Genomic DNA, 25,204 nt, shown 5'->3' on the forward strand with positions numbered 1-25,204 from the left:
ATGATTATTTTGATTGCGGCTGTTGCCGAAAACAATGCTCTTGGCAAGAACAATGACTTACTTTGGCATTTGCCCAAAGATTTCAAACGATTTAAGGAAATTACTTCTGGGCATCATATTATTATGGGGAGAAAAACTTTTGAAAGTTTCCCCAAACCACTTCCAAACCGAACTCACGTGATTATTACTCGACAAAAAAATTATGTTTGCGAGGGTTGTATTGTGGTTCAAGATTTAGAAACAGCACTCTCAATTTGTCCCAAAAACGAAGCTGTTTTTGTTATTGGAGGTGGCGAAATCTACTCACAATCCATTCATTTAGCCGATCAACTTGACATTACAAGAGTGCACCATTCGTTTGAAGCCGATGTTTATTTTCCGGAAATTAACCCCAATATCTGGGAATTAACTTCGGAAGTATTTAATCCAAAAGACGAAAAACACCTTTATGATTACACTTTTCAAACATTCGTTAGAAAAATATAAAAAACTTATTTTTAAGGTTTATTTGCAGAGTTTGTCAAGAATATTTGGAAAACACTTATAACTTAATCTCGCTAATTATTGAGTCGAATTGACAAAGTAATTTTCAGTTAAATATTTAATATTCAAAAATCTAGTTTACCTTTGCCTCAAATTTTAGAAAATGTCAAAAAATATTACGCCCTATAAGGATTCTACGTTAAGCAAAAAGGAACAAGTTGCCTCAATGTTTGATGCTATTTCAGGAAATTATGATAATCTTAATCGGGTTATTTCTTTTGGAATTGATGTGAAATGGCGCAAAAAAGTTTTGAAAATGGTAGCCGATACCAATCCAAAAACCATTTTGGATATTGCAACTGGCACGGGAGATTTGGCAATTTTGATGGCGCAAACTAAAGCTGAAAAAATTATAGGATTAGATATTTCAGCTGGAATGCTGGAAGTGGGGAAGCAAAAAATTCTAGATAAAAACTTATCTCAAAGAATTGAAATGGTTTTGGGCGATTCTGAGAATATGGCTTTTGATGACCACTATTTTGATGCGATAACGGTGGCTTTTGGGGTTAGGAATTTTGAAAATTTAGAAAAAGGATTGGCTGAAATTTTAAGAGTTTTAAAGCCAAATGGAATTTTTGTTATCCTCGAAACTTCTATTCCAGAAAAAACACCATACAAACAAGGTTATACTTTTTATAGTAAAAATATACTTCCTATCATTGGAAAATTATTTTCAAAGGACGACGCTGCTTACGGTTATTTATCAGAATCGGCGGCGGCTTTTCCTTACGGTGAGGCTTTGAACAATATTTTGAAAAAAATTGGGTTTATAGATATAGTAGCTTTGCCGCAAACATTTGGCGTTGCTACAATTTATTCAGCTTCCAAAAAATAATATGAAAAAAATAGTTGTTTTAATTTTATTAGTCGTTTCCGCCAAAGGGTTTGCACAGAATCCTAATAAGCTATTTGGTAAAGACCCCATTATAAATTTAGAAAATTTTCAGCAGCAAAGATTGTATTTTGGATTTTATTTAGGCTTTAATTCCTATGATTTCAAAATAGATTATAAAACGGTTGGCGAAGACATTCAAGTCAAAAAAAATACGGGTTTCAATGTGGGTCTTATCGCTGATTTGAGGCTTCATGAACACGTCAATTTGAGGTTTGAGCCAGGTTTATACTACACAAAAAGAGATTTGCAGTACCCTTCAAGTTATTTTCAGACAACACCTTCCTATTCAGATTTGATACGAGAAGTAAACAGTACAAACCTTCATTTTCCGCTGTTACTCAAATTTTCTTCACTCAGAACCGGAAATGTTAGACCTTATATATTGGGGGGTGTTTCGGCAACCTTAAACCTTTCTAGTAATGCCAAATCGATAGACGACAATTATGAAGACCGTTTTAGAGTAAAATCTTGGACAACTAATTATGAGTTGGGTTTTGGTATCGATATTTTTTCGGAATATTTTATTTTCTCCCCTTCAATTCGAGGCGTTTTTGGACTAAATGACGAATTGATTCGTGATAATAATCTTGAAAGTCCTTGGACTGGCAACATTGAATCTATGAAAACGAGAGCGGTTTTTATTAATTTTTCTTTTCACTAGTGATAAATTAGAAGTATTCTGTCGATAGTTTGTAGTCCCAAAAGCTTTCGGGATGAAGCCTTTTTAAGACAATCTCCTAAATTCACTCAAAATAATAGCAGTCGCAGTAGCCACATTCAAACTTTCAGTTTTTTGAAGTGATCCAAAACGCGGAATGGTAAGTCTGTTTTTGACTAATTTTTCTATTTCTGGCGAAATTCCATTGGCTTCATTGCCCATAATAATAATTCCTTCTTGCGGCAAATTAGTTTTATAAATGTTGGTTCCATCCATAAAAGTTCCAAAAACAGGCAAATTAGTTTGGCTTATAAAAGGCACTAAATCAATATAATTTACATTGACTCTAGCAATAGAACCCATTGTGGCTTGAACTACTTTTGGATTGTAAATATCAACAGTTTCTTTGGAACAAATTAATTGACTGATGCCAAACCAATCACACAATCGCAAAATGGTTCCTAAATTGCCCGGATCACGAATAGAATCGAGAGCAAGAATTAATCCAGATTCGGTTATTTTTTTTTCGCTAGGGATTTTGAACACTGCCAAACATGTATTTGGTGTTGCCAAAGCGGTGATTTTTTTCAACTCAGTTTCGTCTATGACTACTTTTTTTTCATTCGAAACTGAATCGAAATCGTTTTGTGTGGTGTATAAATGAACCAATTCGAAATTGGATTCCAGTAATTCTTGAATCCCTTTTATACCTTCGGCAAAAAACAGTTGGAGGGTAAGTCGCTGTTTTTTTTGTTGCAAACTCGTAATTAGCTTTATTTGGTTTTTACTAAGCATAAAATAATGTACTTTTGAATTAAATATCTCTCAGCACTTGAAAAAGATTAGCACAAAAATAGCAACATTTATTGTAATTGGAATAATTATCTCGGCTTGTGATGCCGAAAAACGAATTCCAAACGGCAAGCAACGTTTAACTAAAAACGAAATTTTAGTAAATGGCAAAGCCTCAAAGAGCGAAGATATTACCAATCAATTGTATCAGAAACCCAACTCAACTTTTCTGGGGTATAAATTGAGATTGAATTTATTTAATCTGGCTACTCCAAATCCAGATTCTGTTTTTCAAGCTAAATTTATAAATCACCCTGAAAAATATGAACAAATGTCTAAATGGTTATCGGCAAAACAAGTCGATCGTTTGGGTCAATCTTTTTGGTATCTGGGAATCGATAATTTTTTAAAGAAAACAGGCGAACCTCCTGTTATTGTTGATACAGTAAGATCTAGCAAATCTATTTCGAAAATTGAATATTATTATTTTAATAAAGGTTTTTTTGATGTAAAAGCGAGCTACAAATTAGATAGCATAAGTGTAAAAAAGGCCAAAATAAAATATACTATTACAACCGGAAATCCTTTTTTTTTAGACACATTAACGACTTCAATTAAAACACCTGCTTTAGATTCATTGTATAAAACAAGGGTTTCTAGCAGCGTTTTAAAATCGGGAAAACAATATAATACAAAAGATTTTGAGGATGAAAAAGAACGAATTACTACACATTTCAGGAATCAAGGAGTGTATAATTTTCAGCCCAATTATGTAACTTTCGATTTAGACACCTTAAACAATAACAAAAAAGTAAATGTCAATTTAATTATCAACGATTATTCCTTTCAAGAAAAGGACAGTACAAAAACTGAGCCTTTCAAAATTTTTAAAATTAGCGATGTAAATATTTATACAGATTATTCAGCCACCAATAATAGCAATGTTTTTGCCGACAGTACAACCTATAATAATTTCAATTTGTACAGTCACTCCAAGTTAAAATACAAGCCAAAAGCTATTGCCGATGCAGTTTTTATTACAAAAGGAGGTGTCTTTGCCGATTTCAAAACTGTTTTAACAACACGATATTTGAATAATCTCAAGATTTTCAATTATCCTACTATTCTTTATAAAATAGATGAAAGAGATTCGACAGCAAATTCTTTAATTGCGAATGTGTATTTGTCTCCTCGAAAAAAGTACGGTTTAGGAACTACTTTCGATGTAACGCATTCGAATATTCAAGATGTAGGAATTGCAGGAAGCATATCAGAAACCATACGAAACGTATTTAGTGGAGCCGAAACACTAGAGCTTTCGGCCAGAGGAAACATTGGATCCTCAAAAGATTTGGCCAATCCAGAAAGCAAATTTTTTAATGTATCTGAATACGGAATGGATTTAAAATTGAATATTCCTCGAATTTGGTTTCCATTTGCCACAGAAAAAATTATCCCTAAAAGTATGATTCCCTCGACACTAGTTTCTACGGGGTTGTCTAATCAAAAAAATATCGGTCTCGACAAACAAAATGTCACGGGTGTATTAGCTTATAATTGGAATCCGAAAAGAAACAATACAGCACGATTTGATATTTTCAACATTCAATATGTTCGAAATCTAAATCCTGAAAATTATTTCAACGTGTATGAGTCTTCCTTTACCGAGTTAAATAATTTAGCGAAAACTTATAACACAAATCCAGATTATGTCGATGTAAACACAGGTGATTTAATAATAGAAGAAGGAACCTCTGGGTTTGCCAATGATGTCAAAAATGGAACAATAGTCGTCCCAGACCCTGATTATTCAATAATAAGTAGTATCGAAGAGCGAAGAATACGACTTACCGAAAATGATTTTATTCTCTCTACGAGTTATTCTTTTTCGAAAACTACTAAAACAGATCTAGAAGATAATACCTTTTATCAATTTAGAACAAAAATAGAATCGGCTGGTTCACTTTTATCTTTGGTTTCAAATGCAGCAAATTTGCCCAAAAACAAAAACGGTAATTATGATATTTTCAACTTAGAATATTCCGAATATGTAAAAACCGAATTCGATTATGTAAAATATTGGGATCTCTCTAAAGAAAAAGTAATAGCCGTTCGGTCCTTTTTTGGCATAGCTATTCCATACGGTAATTCAAATAATATTCCGTTTTCAAGGAGTTATTTTGCTGGAGGTTCAAATGACAATAGAGCTTGGGAACCATATCGTTTAGGGCCAGGAAGTACAGGAGCGGTAAATGATTACAACGAGGCCAATATGAAAATTGCCTTAAGTGCCGAATTCAGATTCAAAATATTAGGAAGTGTAAAAGGCGCCTTTTTTGCGGATGCTGGTAACATATGGAATGTCTTTGACAACATTACTGATACAAGAGCCACTTTCGATGGTTTTAAAGATTTAAAAGAAATAGCATTAGGAACGGGTTTTGGTCTTCGCTATGACTTAGATTTTTTCGTAGTACGATTTGATTTAGGATTTAAAACCTTCAATCCGGCTAATGAAATGGGTAAACGATGGTTTTACGATTACGATTTCGCACATTCTGTGTTTAATTTTGGGATAAATTATCCATTCTAATGCTAATTAATTCTTATTTTTGCTAACTGAAATACAACTTATAAAAACAATTTAAATAATTTACAATGGCACACAATATTAAACCAGGCGTAGCTACAGGAGATCAAGTACAAGAAATTTTCAACTATGCAAAAGAAAAAGGTTTTGCATTACCAGCAGTAAACGTTATAGGTTCAAGCACAATAAACGGAGTTTTAGAAACTGCTGCAAAACTAAATGCGCCAGTTATCATTCAATTTTCGAATGGTGGAGCACAATTTAATGCTGGAAAAGGACTTTCTAACGTAGGAGAAAAAGCTGCTATTGCTGGTGGAATTGCAGGAGCAAAACACATTCATACTTTAGCAGAAGCTTATGGAGCTACTGTAATATTACATACTGACCACTGTGCAAAAAAACTTTTGCCTTGGATTGACGGATTACTTGATGCATCAGAAGTTCATTTTGCTGCAACTGGAAAACCATTGTTTTCATCACATATGATCGATTTATCGGAAGAGCCAATCGAAGAAAATATCGAAATCTGTGCAGCATATTTGGCTAGAATGAGCAAAATGGGAATGACATTAGAAATCGAACTTGGAATTACTGGTGGTGAAGAAGATGGCGTTGACAACTCTGACGTTGATAGCTCAAAATTATACACACAACCATCTGAAGTTTCTTATGCTTACGAAGAATTATTAAAAGTTAGTCCAAGATTCACAATTGCTGCTTCTTTTGGTAACGTTCACGGTGTTTACAAACCAGGAAACGTAAAATTAACTCCAAAAATCTTGAAAAATTCTCAAGATTATGTTCAACAAAAATTCAACACAGGACACAATCCTGTTGATTTCGTTTTCCACGGTGGATCTGGATCTACTTTAGAAGAAATTAGAGAAGGTATTAGCTATGGTGTTGTAAAAATGAATATTGATACTGACTTGCAATTTGCATTTACTGAAGGCATTCGCGACTCAATGGTAAATAATATTGACTATTTGAGAACTCAAATTGGAAACCCAACAGGTGCAGATGCTCCTAACAAAAAATACTATGATCCAAGAAAATGGTTGCGTGAAGGTGAAGTAACATTCAATGCAAGACTTGAACAAGCATTTGCTGATTTGAATAACGTAAATACTCTATAAAGTACGAAATACAATATACGAAGTACGAAGTGAAATAAAATACTAATAAGAATTTAGAAATGGATTTCACTTCCAACTTCTAACTTCTAACTTCCAACTTAATTATGGCTTGGTTTAAAAGAACAGAAAAAGGAATTACTACTGCTACCGAAGACAAAATGGATATTCCAAAAGGACTTTGGTACAAGTCGCCAACTGGAAAAGTTATCGATTCGGATGAATTAGCGCGCAACTTATATGTTAGTCCAGAAGATGGTTTTCATGTAAGAATTGGAAGCAAAGAATATTTCGAAATATTGTTTGACAACAACGAGTTTAAGGAATTGGACGCAAAAATGACTTCTAAAGACACTTTGCATTTTGTCGATACCAAAAAATATTCGGATAGATTGAAGGACACCATTTCTAAAACCAATTTGAATGATGCGGTTAGGACAGGTGTTGGGAAATCTAAAGGAAAAGATTTGGTGATTTGTTGTATGGATTTTGCTTTTATTGGCGGTTCCATTGGTGGAGTTGTAGGCGAAAAAATAGCTCGTGGAATAGATTATTCTATCAAAAATAACATTCCATTTGTAATGATTTCAAAATCAGGTGGAGCTAGAATGATGGAAGCTGCTTATTCGTTGATGCAATTAGCAAAAACCTCTGCAAAACTAGCCCAATTAGCCGAAGCAAAAATCCCTTATATTTCTTTGTGTACCGACCCAACTACGGGTGGAACGACAGCTTCGTATGCGATGCTTGGAGATATTAATATTTCTGAACCGGGAGCATTAATAGGCTTTGCCGGACCAAGAGTTGTGAAAGACACTACAGGGAAAGATTTGCCAGAAGGTTTTCAAACAGCCGAATTTGTTCTTGAACATGGATTTTTAGATTTCATTACACCAAGAAAGGAATTGAAAGATACTATCAACTTGTACATCGATTTGATTCAGAATATAGACGTAAGATAGTTTTCATAAACATATAAATACCAATAAAAAAAACCCTGACAAAGTAAAATTTGTCAGGGTTTTGTGGTTTATGATTCTTCGCTCTCCTCTCCTTTGGAGAGGGGCTGGGGACTACAATCCAAAAGCAGCTTTCACTTGATCTACAAAATCTAATTTTTCCCAAGTAAATAAATCCACAGTGACAGTTTTTGTTAATCCACCAGGAGCAGAAAAAGTTTTAGTTACCGTTTCTGGTGTACGACCCATATGTCCGTATGCAGCAGTTTCACTATAAATAGGATTTCTCAGTTTCAAACGTTGCTCGATAAAATAAGGACGCATGTCAAAAATAGCTTCCACTTTTTTAGCAATTTCACCATTGGTCAAATTCACTTTCGAAGTTCCATAAGTATCAACAAAAATTCCCATAGGTTGTGCAACACCGATAGCATATGAAACTTGAACCAAAATCTCGTCGGCAACTCCTGCTGCTACAAGGTTTTTAGCGATGTGTCGCGTTGCATAAGCTGCACTTCTATCTACTTTACTTGGATCTTTTCCAGAGAAAGCTCCACCACCGTGTGCTCCTTTTCCGCCGTAAGTATCCACAATAATTTTTCTACCTGTCAATCCAGTATCTCCGTGAGGTCCACCTATTACAAATTTCCCAGTTGGATTGATGTGATACGTGATTTTATCATTGAATAAATGTGCATATTGAGGATATTTGGCTTTAATTCTAGGAATCAAAATTGAAACTAAATCACTTTTGATTTTTGCCAACATTTCAGCTTCTGGAGCGAAATCATCGTGTTGAGTCGAAATTACAATCGCATCAATTCGTTGTGGTTTGTTATCGTCAGAATATTCTAAGGTTACTTGCGATTTTGCATCAGGACGCAAATAAGTGATTTCAGAACTTTCTCTTCTTATATTCGCCAATTCAATTAATAATGCGTGAGCAATATCCAAAGCAAGAGGCATATAGTTTTCAGTTTCATTAGTAGCATAACCAAACATCATACCTTGGTCACCAGCACCTTGATCTTCTGGATTTGCTCTTTCTACACCTTGATTAATATCGGCCGATTGTTCGTGAATAGCCGAAAGAACTCCACAAGAATTGGCTTCAAACATATACTCGCTTTTAGTGTAACCAATTTTCTTGATGACATCTCTCGCAATTGTTTGAACGTCTAAATAAGTGTTCGATTTTACTTCACCAGCAAGAATAACCTGTCCGGTTGTAACTAAAGTTTCACAAGCTACTTTCGACTCGGGGTCAAATGCCAAGAAATTGTCGATTAGTGCGTCTGAAATTTGGTCAGCAACTTTGTCTGGATGTCCTTCACTAACTGATTCTGACGTAAATAAATAAGCCATAATAAAATAATTTTAAGTTAAGCGAGAAAGAAAAAAACAATTGCAGGGAAATACTAAAGGAGAGTTTCTGCTTTAGCATTTTTTTAACGAGGTTGCAATCAGTTCAAATTTTTCCTCTAATATTTGAGTGCAAATGTATGAAACCAAATTGAATTCCAAATTAATCTTAACTTTTTTTTGATGTTAATAATCAAAAATGTCATTTCAAGAATTTAATCGAATCTTTAAGAAATTGTTAACTTGTGTATATTTTTTTAAAATTTATTTGGATTTCTAAATAAAAGTTTAGACATTTGTCAAACAAAAGAAAGAAAATGAATTTTAATGTTTGCAATATTTCAAAGTCGATGCAGGAAAAATCCTGTGGGTCGTTTATTGCTTAAATTTTAAATCTAAATAATATAGCAAAAGCCTCCCACAAAACGGGAGGCTTTTTTTTTGAATTATAGTAGAAACTAATTACACATATAAAATGAACAACTTACAGCAAAAACTAATGAACAAGTGCAATGTCAAATCGATGATTTGCACAAAATCCATGATGTTTATTTGCGTCTGTTGATTCCGAAAGTATAAGTTATTACAAAACTTAAAACCCTTTTGGATACCTGTCTAAAAGGGTTTTTTGTTTTTTAAGTTCAAAAACATAAAAATATTAAAAAGTCAAAACAAACAAATCTAAAATCTAAATTCAATTCATTATGAGTACTCCAAAATTTGCAACAAACGCATTACACGCAGGACACGACGTTACTAAAACAGCAGGAACCAGAGCGGTCCCAATCTATCAAACTAGTTCTTATGTATTTAATAATTCAGATCACGCTGCCAATTTATTTGGACTTGCCGAAGCGGGATTTATATATACAAGATTAAATAATCCAACAAACGATATACTAGAACAACGATTGGCAGCCCTCGAAGGTGGAATAGCAGCAGTAGTTACAGCCTCGGGAACGGCAGCCATTGCAACATCATTATTGGTTTTGCTCAAGACAGGCGATCATATCGTGGCCTCCAATAGTTTATATGGTGGAACCTATAATTTGTTAAAAGTGACTTTGCCAAGATTAGGAATCACAACTACGTTTGTAGATCCATCAGATGCAAGCAATTTCACCAAAGCCGCCAATGAAAACACAAAAGTATTTTTTGCAGAGAGTTTAGGAAATCCAAAATTAGACGTATTGGATTTGAAAGCCATTTCAGCGGAAGCCAAAGCTTTTAAAGTTCCTTTTATTGTGGACAATACGGTTCCTTCTCCTTATTTATTGAACCCAATCGAATACGGAGCCAATATTGTGATTCATTCCTTGACCAAATATATTGCAGGAAACGGAACATCACTCGGAGGAGCCGTTATCGATGCAGGAACTTTCGATTGGAGCAGCGGAAAATTCCCTGAATTTACGGAGCCCTCGGCAAGTTACCACGGATTGGTTTATCACGAAGCGCTAGGAAACGCTGCTTTTATTGCTAAAGTTCGTATCGAAGGTTTAAGGGATTACGGAGCAGCCTTGAGTCCATTCAATGCTTTCCAGATTATTCAGGGATTGGAAACCTTGCCAGTTCGAGTCCAGAAACATAGCGAAAACGGATTGGCTTTGGCCAAATGGTTAGAAAGTCAAGACGAAGTAGCTTGGGTCAATTATCCGGGTCTAAAGTCTAGTAAATATTACGATTTGGCAACACAATATTTACCTAAAGGGCAAAACGGATTGCTAACTTTCGGACTTAAAGGAGGCTTTGAAGCCGCCAAGAAAGTGGCCGATGAAACGAAGTTATTCTCGCTTTTGGCCAATATTGGTGACACAAAATCTTTGATAATCCATCCAGCAAGTACCACGCATCAGCAGTTGTCAGACGCAGAGCAGGTCGCGACAGGAGTTACCAAGGATTTAATCAGACTCTCGGTCGGTCTAGAGGATATAGAAGACTTGAAAGCCGATTTAAAGGCCGTTTTTAAAAATTTAAAAGTATAAAAAGTAACATATTTGAACTTAGGGAAACTGAATTCAATATGTTTTAAAATAATAAAAGTATAACATCAAAAATAAAACATTTATGAAAACTCTAAAATATAGTATAACCACAATAATTCAGTTTTTCAAAAGTTTAAATAGTAAAACAAATGAAAATACTGCCAATTCAGACGACTTTGAATTCACTCATGCCAAATTTGGTGTGAATTTAAAACACGATTCAGATTCAGGCAAAGGTCAAAATTCTTTGTTTCACCAAATGTATTCTGAAGAAAACGAAACACTTTTTATCTGATGAAAATTAGAATAAAAAGTAAAAATAAACTAGCAACGACGAGAGTCTTAAAATAGACTCTTTTCGATGCTGTTTTTAATTTTAATAAAAAACCAAACAGCCTAAAATTTGGTTGTTACAAAAAATAGTGGTTAATTTGTGCCTTTAAGTTCACAAACGTATTGAAATGTTATAAAGAAAGCTCGAGGGAATAGACCCGATGAAAGCTTAGCAACCTACGCCACAAACGAAAGGTGCTACATTCTATCCCAATTAATCGGGAGAAGATAACAACAAGAATCCTCCTAGTTTACTTCTAGTTTTCTTTCTAATATTTCCAGACACAAATCAAAAAATCTTTAAAGATTTGAAAATTGGAAAATAAACCAACATCAATTAAACTACAAAATTTCACCACCGAAAGTGGCGTACTCATTCTTTCTATAAACTTAAGTTATCAGGTTTTTGGGCAAGTTTTGAATACAGCTCCAATCGTTTTGGTTAATCACGCTTTGACCGGAAATTCGCAAGTGGTTGGCGAAAACGGTTGGTGGAATAATCTTATTGGCGACAATAAAACCATCGATACCAATAAATACACCATATTAGCATTTAATGTTCCTGGAAATGGATTCGATAAAACGTACATTGAAAATTACTTAGATTTTACAGCTCGCGACATCGCCAGACTTTTCTTGGAAGGCATTCGATTGCTGAAAGTCAAAGAATTATTCGCTATAATTGGAGGTTCTGTAGGTGGCGGAATTGCATGGGAAATGGTCGCTTTAGAACCTAAATTGACCCATAATTTTTTCCCGATTGCTTCCGATTGGAAATCGACCGATTGGTTGATCGCCAATTGTTATTTGCAAGAAAAAATTCTTTGCAATTCGTCAAAACCTATCGAAGATGCTCGAATTCACGCCATGTTGTGTTACAGAACGCCAGAATCTTTCAAGGAGAAATTCCAAAGAACTTCGACCGATTCGACCGATTCTTTTCAAGTAGAAAGTTGGCTGAATTATCACGGCGACAAATTGCAAAAACGGTTTGAGCTTTCGGCTTACAAAATGATGAATCAGTTGCTTAAAACCATTGATATCACTCGCGGAAGAACCTCTTTCGAAAATTTAATTTCCGAAGTTGATGCCAATATTTATATCATCGGAATCAATTCGGATTTGTTTTTTACAGCGAATGAAAACAGGGAAACCTACCACGAAATAAAAAAGTTTAAGCACAATGTTTTTTATAGCGAAATCGAATCGCAGCACGGACACGATGCTTTTTTAATGGAATACGAACAATTGAACAATTTATTGGATGTTGTTTTTAAAAATAAAAAAAATAGGATGAAAATATTAAAATTTGGCGGAAAATCATTGGCCAACGGAGAAGGAATCAACAAAGTTTTAGATATTATTATCGATAAAAAAAGCAAAGGCGAAAACATTGCCGTTGTAGTTTCGGCACGAGGAAATGCAACGGATGAATTAGAAGATATTTTGACCATTGCGACCAAAAATGGCAATTATAAACCTTTGGTTGAAAGTTTCAAAAACTATCAACAAGATATTTATACAAACGTAGATTTGTCGGAAGAATTTGCATTATTAGACAAGCTTTTCGAAGGTGTAAGTTTGATTGGCGATTATAGCGAAAAAATTAAAGATCAAGTTTTAGCTCAAGGCGAATTGCTTTCGGCAAAATTAATTACTGCGATTTTGAATGGAAAGGGTATAAAAGCTCGTTTTACAGATTCCAGAGAATTGATAAAAACCGATTCAAATTATGGTGATGCTCAACCATTAGAGCAAATTTCTAAGAAAAATGTAGTCCATTATTTCAAAGAAAATAACGATACAATAAATATTATTACAGGTTTTATTGGGTCAAATAATAGTGGAGACACCACGACTTTAGGCCGAAACGGCAGCAATTATACCGCTTCGTTGATTGCCAATTATATCGATGCCGAAGAATTGCAAAACTATACCCACGTTGACGGAATTTACACCGCCAATCCAGATTTAGTTCCCGATGCCAAAAAAATTGACCGTTTGTCTTTTAACGAAGCGAACGAAATTGCCAATTTTGGAGCCACAATTTTGCACGCCAAAACGATAATTCCATTGTTGGAAAAAAACATTCCATTACGAATTTTAAACACATTCAACCACGAAAACCAAGGAACATTGATCACTTCTAAATCCAATAAAGAAGGAATTAAAACACTTTCGGTTCTCGAAAATGTAGCTTTAGTAAACCTTGAAGGAAGAGGATTACTAGGAAAAACAGGTGTCGACGCTCGAATTTTTAAAGTTATGGGCGACAATGATATTAGCGTAAGCATCATTTCACAAGGTTCTTCTGAAAGAGGAATAGGACTTGTAGTAAATTCAAATCAAGCGACAAAAGCGATGATCGAATTGGAGAAAGAATTCGAAAGTGATTTCTATTCGAAAGACGTGAATAAAATTTCGATTACCGATGATGTTTCGGTGATTTCGATTATTGGTCAAGATTTGAGTACTTTCCACAAACCTTACACTTCGTTGATAAAAAACAAGGTTGTGCCAATTCTTTTTAATAATACGGTTACGGGTAAAAACGTGAGTTTGGTGGTCAAAAAATCACAATTGAGCAAGGCTTTAAACGTGATTCACGGAGAGATTTTTGGAGTTTCTAAGAAAATAAATATTGCCGTTTTTGGTCACGGATTAGTTGGCGGAACTTTGATTAACCAAATTTTGGAATCCGCTGCAGCTATCGAAAAAAGAAAAGATATTAAACTAAATGTTTTTGCGATTGCGAATTCTAAGAATTTGCTTTTAAACAAAAACGGAGTTTCTCCAAATTGGAAAAACGAAATTCAAACCAACGGTTTCTCTTATACGATTGATGATGTTATTGCTTTCGCCAATGAAAATAATATGGAGAATCTAATTGCTATTGATAACACGGCAAGTGCTGCATTTGTCGAACATTATACGACTTTGGCAGAAAATAGTTTCGACTTGATTTCTTCGAATAAAGTAGCGAATACATTGAGTTATAAATTCTACAAAGATTTGAGAAAAGTATTGGCTGAGAACCAAAAGAATTATTTGTACGAAACTAATGTTGGCGCAGGTTTACCATTGATTGACACCATAAAATTATTGCATCTTTCGGGTGAAAATATTACCAAAATAAAAGGGGTTTTCTCTGGGACTTTGAGTTATTTATTCAATAATTTTTCAGCAAAAGACGTTCCGTTTAGCGAAATTCTGAAAGAAGCAATTGATAATGGTTATACCGAACCTGATTCTAGAGAAGATTTATGCGGGAATGATGTGGGTAGAAAATTATTGATTTTGGCAAGAGAATTGGATTTGCAAAACGAATTCGAAGAAATCAGCATTCAAAACCTAATTCCAGAACATTTACGTGAAGGAAACGTTGCCGATTTCTTGAATAAATTGAAAGAATTCGATCCAATTTATACTAAAATAAAAGAAGATCAAGAACCCAACCACGTGTTGAGATACATTGGTGAATTGTCGGGAGATTTACAAAACGATAAAGGAAATCTCGAAGTAAAATTAGTTTCCGTACCTTCGGATACCGCTTTGGGTGGATTGAAAGGTTCGGATTCTTTCTTCGAAATTTACACCGAATCCTACGGAGATAGACCTATTGTAATTCAAGGAGCTGGCGCAGGATCTGCAGTAACAGCGAGAGGCGTTTTCGGAGATTTATTGAGATTGTCGGAGAAAGGGTAAAAAAAAAGTACTCAGTGTTCAGTTTTGAGTGTTCAGTAAAAAATATAAAATCCGCGTTTGAAATCCGTTTCATCCGCGTCCAAAAAAATAAAAAAATGAAAGTAACATTAGACAGAGTAAACGAAAACTTCCACTTCGAATTGAAAAACGAACGTGGACATATTGTAAATGTAGATGCGCGTCCTGATTTTGGAGGTAATGATATGGGCCCAAGTCCGATGGAATTAATCTTAATGGGTGTAGCAGGTTGCAGCGGAATTGATATGATTTCGATTTTGAAAAAACAACGTCAGGAAATCACCTCTTTCAAAGCAGAAGTAGAGGGAGTTAGGGAAGAAGTTGGCGATGCCAAACCTTTCAAAGATATTCACGTAGTTTTTTATTTGGAAGGAACTATTAAAGAAGACAAAGCTTCGAAAGCAGCACAACTTTCTTTTGAAAAATACTGCTCAGTTGCCAAAACAGTGGAACCAACAGCAACAATACATTATAAAGTAGTTTTGAATGGAGTGGAATTAGCTAAAATCTAATTCCACAACTTTAAACTTTAAACAATTTTAAACTTTTTAAATGAACGAACAAGAATTCGGTTTCGAAACCCAAGCCATACGCACTCAATTAGAGCGCACCCAATATTTAGAGCATTCCGTGCCTTTGTACTTAACTTCTAGTTTTGTATTTGAAGATGCCGAAGATATGCGTGCCTCATTTGCCGACGAAAAAGATCGAAATATTTATAGCCGTTACAGCAATCCGAATACCAACGAGTTCGTGGATAAAGTATGTCAAATGGAAGGCGCAGCAGCTGGTTTTGCTTTTGCATCCGGAATGGCGGCGGTCTATTCGACCTTGGCGGCTTTGTTGAATTCAGGCGATCATATCGTTTCGGCAGGAAGTGTATTTGGTGCAACACATTCTTTGTTTATTAATTATTTTCCAAAATGGGGAATTGAAACAACCTATTTCGACATCAACAAACCCGAAACTATAGAAAGTTGTATCAAGCCAAATACCAAGATTCTTTTTGCTGAATCGCCAACCAATCCTGCGGTAGATATTATTGATTTGGAATTGTTGGGAGCTATTGCCAAAAAGCACAATTTGATTTTGATCATCGACAACTGTTTTGCTACGCCATATTTACAACAACCTATAAAATGGGGAGCGGATTTGGTGATCCATTCAGCTACAAAGTTAATGGACGGTCAAGGTAGAGTTTTGGGTGGAATTACTGTTGGCGATGCCGAATTGATTCAAAAAATCTATTTGTTTTCTCGATTGACAGGACCAGCTTTATCGCCGTTTAATGCTTGGGTATTGTCTAAAAGTTTAGAAACTTTGGCGATACGTTTGGACAGACATTGCGAAAATGCAATGAAAGTAGCTGTGTTTTTAGAACAACATCCGAATGTAAGTTTGGTAAAATATCCGTTCTTGAAATCGCATCCTCAATATGAAATTGCCAAAAAGCAAATGAAATTGGGAGGTAATATTGTGGCATTCGAAATCAAAGGTGGAATTGAAGCAGGAAGAGCGTTTTTGGATAAAATAAAATTATGTTCGTTGTCCCCAAATTTAGGAGATACTAGAACTATTGTAACACATCCAGCATCAACAACACACAGTAAATTGTCTGTCGAAGAACGTTTGGCAGTAAGCATTACTGATGGTTTGGTGCGTGTTTCCGTAGGATTGGAAACCGTGAAAGATGTAATTGCTGATTTGGAGCAGGCTTTGGGTTAAAATTTATAATTATTGATTCATATATAAATAGCCCACGGTTTTTGATCGTGGGTTATGTGTTAAATTTCAGATTAATTATTTTATACTAAATATGATAGAAGAATTCATAACATTTCAAAAATTTAATGATCAAAATTCTGCCTCTGAATTGGGGGATTTTTTCAAAGAAAAAAAACTAGAATATGTACTTGAGGATAATTCATTGAGTTTTGATCCCACTTTTGCAAATAATGGATTTGGTAAAGAATTTTGTATCAAGCTCAAGAAAAGTGATTTTGAAAAAGGAAACGCATTTTTAAATGAAAAGGCAGAAAAAGAAATTGTTGAAATAGACAATGATTACTATCTATTAAGTTTTACAGATAAGGAATTATTTGAATTAATCGCAGCGAGTGATGAATGGAACCCATTTGATGTTTCTTTAGCTGAAAGATTATTAAAAGAAAGAGGAAAAGAAGTTACTCAAGAGGAAATAGAAAAAATAAAGACTAATAGAATATTTGAACTTTCAAAACCAGAAAAAAGTCAAAGAACTTATATTATTATTGGTTATATTACTGCAATTTTTGGTGGTTTTCTAGGTATATTTATTGGTTGGCACTTGTTGACATTCAAAAAAACATTACCAAATGGAAATAGAATTTATGTTTATTCCAATAATGATAGAAAACAAGGGAATCGTATTTTGATAATAGGTGGAATTTTTTTAGTAATTTGGCTATTATATAGGTTTCTAAAATAATTCAATTCTTAAAAAAATGCTCTCAAAGAAAACAAAATACGGAATCAAAGCACTGACTTTTTTAGCTCGCCAGAAAGACAATACGCCAGTGCAAATAGCTGAAATTGCCAAAGCGGAACATATTTCGCTAAAATTTTTAGAAAGTATTTTGTTGCTCCTGCGTCATTCCGGCTTTTTGGGTGCCAAAAAAGGAAAAGGGGGAGGATACTATTTGATCAAAGAGCCCAAAGATATTAATATGGCTAAAGTCTATCGCATTCTCGAAGGCCCAATTGCTTTGTTGCCTTGTGCCAGTCACAACTTCTACGAAAAATGCGACGATTGTACCGATGAATCTTTGTGCGCCGTTCGCAAACTAATGATGGAAGTTCGCGACAACACCTTGATGATTCTAGAAAACAACTCCCTCGCTGACATTGCATTTTAATCAACATTTTTTTTGAATATTATTTTGTTATTTAGAATAAATTAGTATTTTTGCATATTAATCTATTAAACCGATAGGGTAGTAGATAAAAATATAAAAATTTATGATTAAGAGATTTGTAAAAAATTTTAATGATTCTGTAGGTGTAGCGCAAAATAGTTCGTTCGCCAAGAATCTTTGGGTTTTTGTTCCAGTGTTTTTGATTTTGGTATTATTAACAGTTTTGATATACAATCATTATGCGGATTTTACGTGGAGTAATTTCGTAGCTGGATTTAACCAAGAGTTTTTGGTGTTTTTTGCTATTGGTGTTTTTGCACAATTGGTCGATGGCACTTTAGGAATGGGTTACGGTGCGACTTCTACTTCTTTTTTGTTGGCTTATGGTGTTCCGCCAGCGGTTAGCAGTACAGGAGTTCACGTTGCCGAAATGTTTACAACAGGAGCATCAGCAGTTTCCCATCATAAATTTGGAAATATTAATAAAAAACTGGTAAAACATCTTTTAATTCCTGGCGTTTTAGGATCGATTACAGGAGCGTATTTGTTGTCGGATGTAATAGATGGAGACGTGATCAAGCCTTTTATAGCAGTATATATGATGATATTAGCTGTCGTTATCATCAAAAAAGCATTAGTAAAGAATATTGTAAAAAAGAAAACCAAAAGATTAGATCTTTTAGCCTCTTTTGGTGGTTTTATGGATTCTGTTGGCGGTGGTGGTTGGGGGCCAATTGTAACTTCAACCTTGCTAGGACGTGGTAGGGATCCTCGCTACACTATTGGTTCTGTAAATGCCGCGGAGTTTGCGGTTTCTTTTGCTAGTGGAGTTACCTTTATGATTTTTGGAGGAATAAGCGGATGGCAAGTAATCATAGGATTGATTTTGGGAGGCGTTATAGCTGCTCCTCTTGCTGCTTTTTTGGTGAATAAAATTCAAAGAAAACCAATGATGATTGCTGTAGGAATCTTGATTATTATTTTAAGTTTAAGAACTTTGTCTAAATTAATATAAATCCACTTTTCTCCCTCTCCTTTGGAGAGGGTTGGGGTGAGGAAAAAATTATTATAATGAGTGTATCAATAGTAAATACTTTATTAGAAAAAACCAAAGGATTTTCCATCGAAGAAACTTTAGCTTTTATAGCGACTGAATATCAAGGGAAAGTTGTTTTTTCAACTTCTTTCGGACAGGAAGACCAAGTAATTACGGCTTTAATTGCCAAAAACGATTTGCCAATAACCATTTTTACTTTGGACACAGGGCGTTTGTTTCAGGAAACCTACGATGTTTTTCATAAAACGTTGAAAAAGTATAAAAAAGAAATAAAAGTCTTTTTCCCAGAAGCTGTTTCGGTTGAAAAATTATTGGAGACCAAAGGGCCAAACAGTTTTTACGATTCAGTCGAAAACCGAAAAGAATGTTGTTTTATTCGAAAAGTAGCGCCTTTGACTAAAGCTTTGAAAGGAAATGCCATTTGGATTACTGGTTTAAGAGCCGAACAATCCGAAAATAGAAATAGTTTGGATTTGTTTGAATACGATGCTCATTTTGATATCATCAAATTCAATCCATTATTAAAATGGACTTTAGAAGAGGTTCAAAAATATATTGATGATAATAATGTACCACAAAATGCTTTGCACAAACAAGGATTTGTTAGCATTGGTTGTGCACCTTGTACCAGAACAATTGCCGAGGGAGAAGACATAAGAGCTGGAAGATGGTGGTGGGAATCTAGTCATAAAGAATGCGGTTTGCACCAGAAATAGAGAATAGAATAAAGAGGTTGGAATTTAGAAGTTCAGTTCCGTAGGAACGATTCATTTTGTAGCAACGGATTTCAATCCGTTGAAATGTAGGAACGATTCATTTTGTAGCAACGGATTTCAATCCGTTGAAATGTAGGAACAAATTATAGCAACGGATTTTAATCCGTTGAATTAAATTAAAAATAAAATATGAGTACATTATTAAAAACAAATGCTTTAGAAAGCGAAGCGATTTACATATTTAGAGAAGTAATATCTCAATTTGAAAAACCAGTTCTGCTCTTTTCTGGAGGAAAAGATTCGATTACATTGGTGCGTTTGGCGCAAAAAGCATTCTTTCCAGCAAAGATTCCTTTTCCATTGTTGCACGTTGATACTGGGCATAATTTTCCTGAAACCATCGAATTTAGAGATAGATTAGTGGCTGAATTAGGATTAGAATTAATCGTTCGTAACGTTCAAGATTCCATCAATGAAGGAAAAGTAATTGAAGAAACAGGTCGTTATTCAAGCCGAAATATGTTGCAAACGACAACACTTTTAGACGCCATTGAAGAATTCAAATTTGATGCTTGTATTGGTGGTGCTCGTCGTGACGAAGAAAAAGCTAGAGCTAAAGAACGTATTTTCTCTGTTCGTGATGATTTTGGTCAATGGGACGAAAAAAATCAACGTCCAGAATTATTCGATTTATTGAACGGGAAAATTGAGAATGGGCAAAACGTTCGTGTTTTTCCAATTTCAAACTGGACTGAATTAGACGTTTGGAGTTATATTGAACAAGAAAAAATTGAAATTCCATCCATTTATTTTTCACACAAAAGAAAAGTTTTCATAAGAGACGGTATGATTTGGTCACATTCTCCTTTTGTTTACCAAGAAGAAGATGAAGCAATCGAAGAAAGAATTGTGCGTTTTAGAACTGTTGGAGACATGAGTTGTACGGCCGCTGTTGATTCTTATGCAGCAACAATTGCAGAAGTAGTTGGCGAAATCAGAACTTCGACAATCTCCGAAAGAGGTGCCAGAATCGATGACAAACGATCGGAAGCCGCAATGGAAAAAAGAAAACAACAAGGATACTTTTAAAATCCCTACCCAGCCCTCCCCGAAGGGGAGGGAGTTGAAACTGGATCAGTGTTGGTTTTGAGTTTTTGGAAAACAAAGTAGAAAATAAAAAGAGAAATATTAATTTATAAAAATATACCAGACTCGTCTCCCTCCCCTTCGGGGAGGGTCGGGCTGGGGAAAAAGATATGGAAGTTTTAAAAATAGCAACAGCAGGAAGTGTAGATGACGGAAAGAGCACATTAATCGGAAGATTATTATACGATACAAAATCGTTGACAACTGATAAAATTGAAGCAATAGAAAGAAGTAGCAAGCAAAAAGGATACGACTACCTAGATTTTTCCTTGGCTACTGATGGTTTGGTTGCCGAGCGTGAACAAGGAATTACGATAGACGTAGCACACATTTATTTTTCGACAGCGAAGAAAAGTTACATCATTGCCGATACGCCAGGTCATGTTGAATATACCAGAAATATGGTTACTGGAGCTTCGACTTCACAAGTTTCTATTATTTTGATTGATGCTCGAAAAGGCGTTATTGAGCAAACCTATCGTCACTTTTTTATCAATAATTTATTGAGAGTAAAAGAAGTGATTGTTGCGGTAAACAAAATGGATTTGGTTGATTATTCGGAAGAAGTGTACAACAAAATCAAAGCCGATTTTCAAGCATTAAATGCAAAAAGTACGTTCAAAGAACAAGTTGTAAGTTACATTCCGTTAAGTGCTATCAACGGTGGAAATGTGGTGGACAAATCCGAAAATATGCCTTGGTACACCGGACAAACGGTTTTGGAACATTTAGAAGGTTTGGAGCCGAAAGATGTTTTCGAAAAAGGAAAAGTTCGTTTCCCGGTTCAAACGGTGATTCGCCCAAAAACCGAAGACTACCACGATTTTAGAGGATATGCCGGAAAATTATACGGCAATAATATCAAAGTGGGCGATGCTGTAACGGTACTTCCTTCATTGACCGAATCTAAAGTTTCTAAAATTCACTTTTTCGAACAACAATTTGACGAAGCCACAGCAGGTTCTTCTGTTGTTTTAGAGTTGGAGAATGACATCAATGTAACTCGTGGCGATATGATTGTAAAATCGGGAGAATTGCCAAGAGTCGAAAAAGATATTGAAACCACAATTTGCTGGATGGACAGTAAAAAATTGGTTGCAGGAACAAAATATATTGTTCAGCACAATACAAATCGTGTTTTGGCAAAAATTGATGCTGTAAAAAACACAATTTCTACTGATTATTCAGGAACAAAAGAAGCAACTCAATTAGCCATTAACGAAATTGGTGAAGTGACTATAAAATTGAGCAAGCCATTATATTTTGATGCTTACACCGAAAACAAATCAAATGGAGCGTTTATCTTGATTGATGTAGCGACCAATACAACCGCAGGAGTTGGATTTATTAAATAGTCCCCTCCCCAGCCCTCCCCGAAGGGGAGGGAGCCAAAACCAGATAAATGTTTGTTTTGAGTTTTGGAAATTAGAATAATAAACAAATATTAAAATTTAAAAACATACCAGACTCGTCGCCCCCTCCTTCGGAGGGGGTTGGGGGGAGGATAAAAAACAAAAAATATGGAAAGTTTTAGAACCGAAATAGAAAATCCGATTGTACAAAAAGATATTATCGATTTAGAAAGAAAAATTGCTTTATTCCGCGAAGGAAAAATTGATGACGAACGTTTTCGTAGTCTTCGTTTGGCTAGAGGAGTTTATGGTCAGCGTCAAGAAGGGGTTCAAATGATTCGTATCAAATTGCCTTTTGGGAAAGTGACGAGCGAGCAATTAGTGCGTATTTCAAAAGTTTCTGATGAATATTCAAGAGGTCGTTTACACATTACAACGCGTCAAGACATCCAAATTCATTTTGTGAGTTTAGATAGAACTCCTGAGCTTTGGGCTGAATTGGAGAAAGACGATGTTACCCTTCGTGAAGCTTGCGGAAACACCGTTCGAAATATAACTGCTAGCGAAAATGCAGGAATCGATCCTGAGGAGCCTTTTGATGTGTCGCCTTATGCTTATGCTTTGTTCCAATTTCTTTTGAGAAATCCAGTTTGTCAAGAAATGGGACGTAAATTCAAAATATCATTTTCGTCTTCTGATAAAGATACCGCTTTGAGCTATTTGCACGATTTAGGATTTATTCCAAAAATTGTCAATGGCGAGAGAGGATTCAAAATAATGTTGGGTGGAGGATTAGGATCTCAGCCGCATCACGCCGAATTGTTATCGGAATTTGTTCCGGTAAATCAAATTATACCAACTACAGAAGGAATTCTTAGAGTGTTTGACCGTTTTGGCGAAAGATCAAAACGTTTGAAAGCGCGTATGAAATTCTTAATCAAAGATTTAGGAGCAGAAGCCTTTTTAAAATTAGTCGAAGAAGAGAAAAAAGCTTTGTCTTGTAAATCTTTCGAAATTGACACTACTGCTTTTGATGGCCCAATTCCAGAACCTTTAAAAGTTACTCCAAAAGTAGAAATCGTTGATGTTGCTGCTTTCGAAGCTTGGAAAAAATCGAATGTATTTCAACAAAAACAAATAGGATATGTTGCCATTGGAATCAAAGTGCTTGTGGGAGATTTTTATACTGACAAAGCAAGATTGTTGGCCGATTTGATTAAAAATTATGGAGCGAATGAGTTGCGTTTTTCATTACGACAAGACATTCTTATTCGTAATATTAAAGAAGAAAACTTGGCATTTTTCTACCAAGAATTAGCCAAATTAGATTACGTAGCTTTAGGATACAATTCTACTGCTGATATTACCGCTTGTCCAGGAACGGATACTTGTAACCTTGGAATTGCGAGTAGTACAGGAATCGCTACTGAACTAGAAAGAGTTTTGGCAGCCGAATATCCACAATACAACAATAATAATGACATTACCATAAAAATTAGTGGCTGTATGAATGCTTGCGGGCAACACAATATGGCACACATTGGTTTTCAAGGAATGTCAATCAATTCTGGAAAGTTAGTTGCGCCTGCCCTTCAAGTGTTGTTAGGTGGAGGAAATTTAGGAAACGGTCAAGGAAGATTTTCCGATAAAGTAATCAAAATTCCGAGTCGTCGTGGTCCAGAAGCCTTGCGTTTTATTTTGAATGATTTCGAAGCAAATGCCAACGGATTATCCTTTTTGGATTATTACGATGCCAAAGGAGAAAAATATTTTTTCGAATTTTTGAAACCACTTTCGGAAATTGATAATCTTACAGATGAAGATTTTGTCGATTGGGGAAACGCCGATAATTATGTAAAAGCCATTGGTGTGGGCGAGTGTGCTGGTGTTGTAATCGATTTGGTGGCTACTTTAATTTTAGAAGCCAAAGACAAATTGACTTTTGCACACGAAGCTTTAGAGGAAGGAAAATGGTCTGATGCTATTTATTTAACCTATGCAGGATTTGTAAATGGTGCTAAAGCTATATTGCTTGCCGAAAACCAAAAAACAAATGCACACGCAGGAATCATCGATTTATTCGATACCGTTTTTACAGAAACCAATAAAATTCCGTTGAATTCTTCTTTCAAAGATTTAGTGTATCAAATCAACCAAAACCAACCTTCTGAGGAATTTGCCAAAAAATACATTCAAGAAGGAATTGCCTTTTTTGAAAATATTGAAAGCTATAGAACAAAAGATTTAGCCAATGAATAATAACATCGTAAAACCCAAAGTAACATTAGTAGGCGCAGGTCCTGGTGATCCAGATTTGCTGACTCTCAAAGGCGTAAAAGCACTTGCTGAAGCTAATGTGGTTTTATATGATGCTTTGGCTAATGAGGAAATATTGGCATATGCCCCAAAAAAATCCATCAAGATATTTGTTGGAAAAAGAAAAGGTTGTCACGAATATTCACAAGATCAAATCAACCAATTAATCGTTGATAACGCCTTGACTTATGGAAATGTAGTACGACTAAAAGGTGGCGATCCTTTCATTTTTGGTCGTGGAAGCGAAGAAATCGAATATGTTGAAGGTTTTGGAATTCCTACATTTGTCGTTCCAGGAATTTCATCATCGATTGCCGTTCCAGCAAATCAAGGAATTTCTTTGACAAAAAGAGGTATTTCCGAAAGTTTTTGGGTAATCACAGGCACCACTTCGGATAGGAATTTATCAAAAGATGTGGCTTTGGCAGCCAAATCTACGGCCACTGTCGTAATTTTGATGGGAATGAGTAAATTGGAACAAATTATTACTTTGTTTCAAAACGAATCCAAAGGAGAAACTCCTGTTGCAATTGTTCAAAATGGAACTATGCCTAACGAAAAAGTAGGTTTTGGAACCATAGATACCATTTCACAAGTGGTAAAAGACAACAATTTGAGTTCGCCAGCCATAATTGTCATTGGCGAAGTTGTGAGAGAACGCAATAAATTAAAAGGATTTCACAAGGAATTTATTTCCAATAAAGTTTGCGCACGAGAATAATCCCCACCCCAGCCCTCCCCGAAGGGAAG

General features: G+C 35.1%; 21 protein-coding genes and 1 riboswitch. Of the genes, 19 read left to right on the forward strand and 2 right to left on the reverse strand.

What is annotated here, in order from left to right:
- The 3 genes from FNW17_RS08985 to porT all read left to right on the forward strand — a co-directional run bounded on the left by FNW17_RS08985 (position 1) and on the right by porT (position 2,099).
- A complete protein-coding gene (locus FNW17_RS08985) occupies positions 1–486 on the forward strand; it encodes a dihydrofolate reductase (protein ID WP_143389708.1) in 486 nt (161 codons plus the stop codon).
- Between the two features lie 160 nt (positions 487–646).
- Positions 647–1,378, forward strand: a complete 732-nt coding sequence (gene ubiE, locus FNW17_RS08990) for a bifunctional demethylmenaquinone methyltransferase/2-methoxy-6-polyprenyl-1,4-benzoquinol methylase UbiE (RefSeq protein WP_144071461.1) — start codon at positions 647–649, stop codon at positions 1,376–1,378.
- 1 nt (position 1,379) lies between these two features.
- A complete protein-coding gene (porT, locus tag FNW17_RS08995; protein ID WP_144071462.1) occupies positions 1,380–2,099 on the forward strand; it encodes a type IX secretion/gliding motility protein PorT/SprT in 720 nt (239 codons plus the stop codon).
- A gap of 63 nt (positions 2,100–2,162) precedes the next feature.
- Here porT and FNW17_RS09000 read toward each other — a convergent pair whose 3' ends face one another.
- Positions 2,163–2,891: a TrmH family RNA methyltransferase gene (locus FNW17_RS09000; RefSeq protein ID WP_143389711.1), complete on the reverse strand. Its 729-nt coding sequence runs from the start codon at positions 2,889–2,891 to the stop codon at positions 2,163–2,165.
- Positions 2,892–2,928: 37 nt separating this feature from the next.
- On the opposite strand from FNW17_RS09000, the gene tamL reads away from it, so the two are divergent.
- The 3 genes from tamL to accD all read left to right on the forward strand — a co-directional run bounded on the left by tamL (position 2,929) and on the right by accD (position 7,573).
- Entirely contained in the window at positions 2,929–5,481 is a 2,553-nt protein-coding gene (gene tamL, locus FNW17_RS09005; RefSeq protein ID WP_143389712.1) for a translocation and assembly module lipoprotein TamL, read from the forward strand.
- A 65-nt stretch (positions 5,482–5,546) separates the two neighbouring features.
- The gene (fbaA, locus tag FNW17_RS09010) at positions 5,547–6,614 is read left to right on the forward strand and encodes a class II fructose-bisphosphate aldolase (protein ID WP_143389713.1); all 1,068 of its coding nucleotides are present in this window, start codon (positions 5,547–5,549) and stop codon (positions 6,612–6,614) included.
- A 104-nt stretch (positions 6,615–6,718) separates the two neighbouring features.
- Positions 6,719–7,573, forward strand: coding sequence for an acetyl-CoA carboxylase, carboxyltransferase subunit beta (accD, locus tag FNW17_RS09015; RefSeq protein ID WP_143389714.1), 855 nt, complete (start codon positions 6,719–6,721; stop codon positions 7,571–7,573).
- A 111-nt stretch (positions 7,574–7,684) separates the two neighbouring features.
- Here accD and metK read toward each other — a convergent pair whose 3' ends face one another.
- Positions 7,685–8,935 (reverse strand): methionine adenosyltransferase, encoded by a 1,251-nt coding sequence (metK, locus tag FNW17_RS09020; RefSeq protein WP_143389715.1) that lies wholly within the window; start codon positions 8,933–8,935, stop codon positions 7,685–7,687.
- Between the two features lie 701 nt (positions 8,936–9,636).
- Between metK and FNW17_RS09025 the strand changes: the two genes are divergently transcribed.
- From FNW17_RS09025 to cobA, 13 genes are all read left to right on the forward strand, one after another.
- A complete protein-coding gene (locus FNW17_RS09025; RefSeq protein ID WP_143389716.1) occupies positions 9,637–10,917 on the forward strand; it encodes an O-acetylhomoserine aminocarboxypropyltransferase/cysteine synthase family protein in 1,281 nt (426 codons plus the stop codon).
- 82 nt (positions 10,918–10,999) lie between these two features.
- On the forward strand, positions 11,000–11,212 hold the full coding sequence (locus tag FNW17_RS09030) for a hypothetical protein (RefSeq protein ID WP_143389717.1): 213 nt from the start codon (positions 11,000–11,002) through the stop codon (positions 11,210–11,212).
- 166 nt (positions 11,213–11,378) lie between these two features.
- A riboswitch (SAM riboswitch) is annotated at positions 11,379–11,485 on the forward strand.
- A gap of 80 nt (positions 11,486–11,565) precedes the next feature.
- On the forward strand, positions 11,566–14,955 hold the full coding sequence (gene thrA / locus FNW17_RS09035) for a bifunctional aspartate kinase/homoserine dehydrogenase I (protein WP_143389718.1): 3,390 nt from the start codon (positions 11,566–11,568) through the stop codon (positions 14,953–14,955).
- Positions 14,956–15,050: 95 nt separating this feature from the next.
- Complete coding sequence (locus tag FNW17_RS09040) at positions 15,051–15,485, forward strand: OsmC family protein (protein WP_143389719.1); 435 nt, start codon at positions 15,051–15,053, stop codon at positions 15,483–15,485.
- Between the two features lie 40 nt (positions 15,486–15,525).
- Complete coding sequence (locus FNW17_RS09045; protein WP_143389720.1) at positions 15,526–16,698, forward strand: trans-sulfuration enzyme family protein; 1,173 nt, start codon at positions 15,526–15,528, stop codon at positions 16,696–16,698.
- Positions 16,699–16,789: 91 nt separating this feature from the next.
- Positions 16,790–17,440, forward strand: coding sequence for a hypothetical protein (locus FNW17_RS09050; RefSeq protein WP_144071463.1), 651 nt, complete (start codon positions 16,790–16,792; stop codon positions 17,438–17,440).
- A 16-nt stretch (positions 17,441–17,456) separates the two neighbouring features.
- Positions 17,457–17,867 (forward strand): RrF2 family transcriptional regulator, encoded by a 411-nt coding sequence (locus FNW17_RS09055; protein ID WP_143389722.1) that lies wholly within the window; start codon positions 17,457–17,459, stop codon positions 17,865–17,867.
- 103 nt (positions 17,868–17,970) lie between these two features.
- On the forward strand, positions 17,971–18,882 hold the full coding sequence (locus FNW17_RS09060) for a sulfite exporter TauE/SafE family protein (protein WP_143389723.1): 912 nt from the start codon (positions 17,971–17,973) through the stop codon (positions 18,880–18,882).
- Between the two features lie 56 nt (positions 18,883–18,938).
- Positions 18,939–19,640, forward strand: a complete 702-nt coding sequence (locus tag FNW17_RS09065; RefSeq protein WP_143389724.1) for a phosphoadenylyl-sulfate reductase — start codon at positions 18,939–18,941, stop codon at positions 19,638–19,640.
- Between the two features lie 189 nt (positions 19,641–19,829).
- On the forward strand, positions 19,830–20,729 hold the full coding sequence (gene cysD, locus FNW17_RS09070) for a sulfate adenylyltransferase subunit CysD (RefSeq protein WP_143389725.1): 900 nt from the start codon (positions 19,830–19,832) through the stop codon (positions 20,727–20,729).
- A 167-nt stretch (positions 20,730–20,896) separates the two neighbouring features.
- On the forward strand, positions 20,897–22,141 hold the full coding sequence (locus tag FNW17_RS09075) for a sulfate adenylyltransferase subunit 1 (RefSeq protein WP_143389726.1): 1,245 nt from the start codon (positions 20,897–20,899) through the stop codon (positions 22,139–22,141).
- A gap of 165 nt (positions 22,142–22,306) precedes the next feature.
- Positions 22,307–24,397, forward strand: a complete 2,091-nt coding sequence (locus FNW17_RS09080; protein WP_143389727.1) for a HEPN domain-containing protein — start codon at positions 22,307–22,309, stop codon at positions 24,395–24,397.
- Positions 24,390–25,175: a uroporphyrinogen-III C-methyltransferase gene (gene cobA / locus FNW17_RS09085; RefSeq protein WP_143389728.1), complete on the forward strand. Its 786-nt coding sequence runs from the start codon at positions 24,390–24,392 to the stop codon at positions 25,173–25,175. The genes FNW17_RS09080 and cobA overlap by 8 nt, the downstream gene beginning before the upstream one ends.
- Positions 25,176–25,204: the final 29 nt, after the last annotated feature.

Origin of the sequence: Flavobacterium franklandianum, from assembly GCF_007097365.1 — a bacterium.
Lineage (GTDB): Bacteria > Bacteroidota > Bacteroidia > Flavobacteriales > Flavobacteriaceae > Flavobacterium > Flavobacterium franklandianum.

Coding starts and splice junctions, on each gene's coding strand:
- FNW17_RS08985 (WP_143389708.1), top strand. CDS start 1: ATGATTATTTTGATTGCGGCTGTTGCCGAAAACAATGCTCTTGGCAAG.
- ubiE (WP_144071461.1), top strand. CDS start 647: ATGTCAAAAAATATTACGCCCTATAAGGATTCTACGTTAAGCAAAAAG.
- porT (WP_144071462.1), top strand. CDS start 1,380: ATGAAAAAAATAGTTGTTTTAATTTTATTAGTCGTTTCCGCCAAAGGG.
- FNW17_RS09000 (WP_143389711.1), bottom strand. CDS start 2,891: ATGCTTAGTAAAAACCAAATAAAGCTAATTACGAGTTTGCAACAAAAA.
- fbaA (WP_143389713.1), top strand. CDS start 5,547: ATGGCACACAATATTAAACCAGGCGTAGCTACAGGAGATCAAGTACAA.
- accD (WP_143389714.1), top strand. CDS start 6,719: ATGGCTTGGTTTAAAAGAACAGAAAAAGGAATTACTACTGCTACCGAA.
- metK (WP_143389715.1), bottom strand. CDS start 8,935: ATGGCTTATTTATTTACGTCAGAATCAGTTAGTGAAGGACATCCAGAC.
- FNW17_RS09025 (WP_143389716.1), top strand. CDS start 9,637: ATGAGTACTCCAAAATTTGCAACAAACGCATTACACGCAGGACACGAC.
- FNW17_RS09030 (WP_143389717.1), top strand. CDS start 11,000: ATGAAAACTCTAAAATATAGTATAACCACAATAATTCAGTTTTTCAAA.
- FNW17_RS09040 (WP_143389719.1), top strand. CDS start 15,051: ATGAAAGTAACATTAGACAGAGTAAACGAAAACTTCCACTTCGAATTG.
- FNW17_RS09045 (WP_143389720.1), top strand. CDS start 15,526: ATGAACGAACAAGAATTCGGTTTCGAAACCCAAGCCATACGCACTCAA.
- FNW17_RS09050 (WP_144071463.1), top strand. CDS start 16,790: ATGATAGAAGAATTCATAACATTTCAAAAATTTAATGATCAAAATTCT.
- FNW17_RS09055 (WP_143389722.1), top strand. CDS start 17,457: ATGCTCTCAAAGAAAACAAAATACGGAATCAAAGCACTGACTTTTTTA.
- FNW17_RS09060 (WP_143389723.1), top strand. CDS start 17,971: ATGATTAAGAGATTTGTAAAAAATTTTAATGATTCTGTAGGTGTAGCG.
- FNW17_RS09065 (WP_143389724.1), top strand. CDS start 18,939: ATGAGTGTATCAATAGTAAATACTTTATTAGAAAAAACCAAAGGATTT.
- cysD (WP_143389725.1), top strand. CDS start 19,830: ATGAGTACATTATTAAAAACAAATGCTTTAGAAAGCGAAGCGATTTAC.
- FNW17_RS09075 (WP_143389726.1), top strand. CDS start 20,897: ATGGAAGTTTTAAAAATAGCAACAGCAGGAAGTGTAGATGACGGAAAG.
- FNW17_RS09080 (WP_143389727.1), top strand. CDS start 22,307: ATGGAAAGTTTTAGAACCGAAATAGAAAATCCGATTGTACAAAAAGAT.
- cobA (WP_143389728.1), top strand. CDS start 24,390: ATGAATAATAACATCGTAAAACCCAAAGTAACATTAGTAGGCGCAGGT.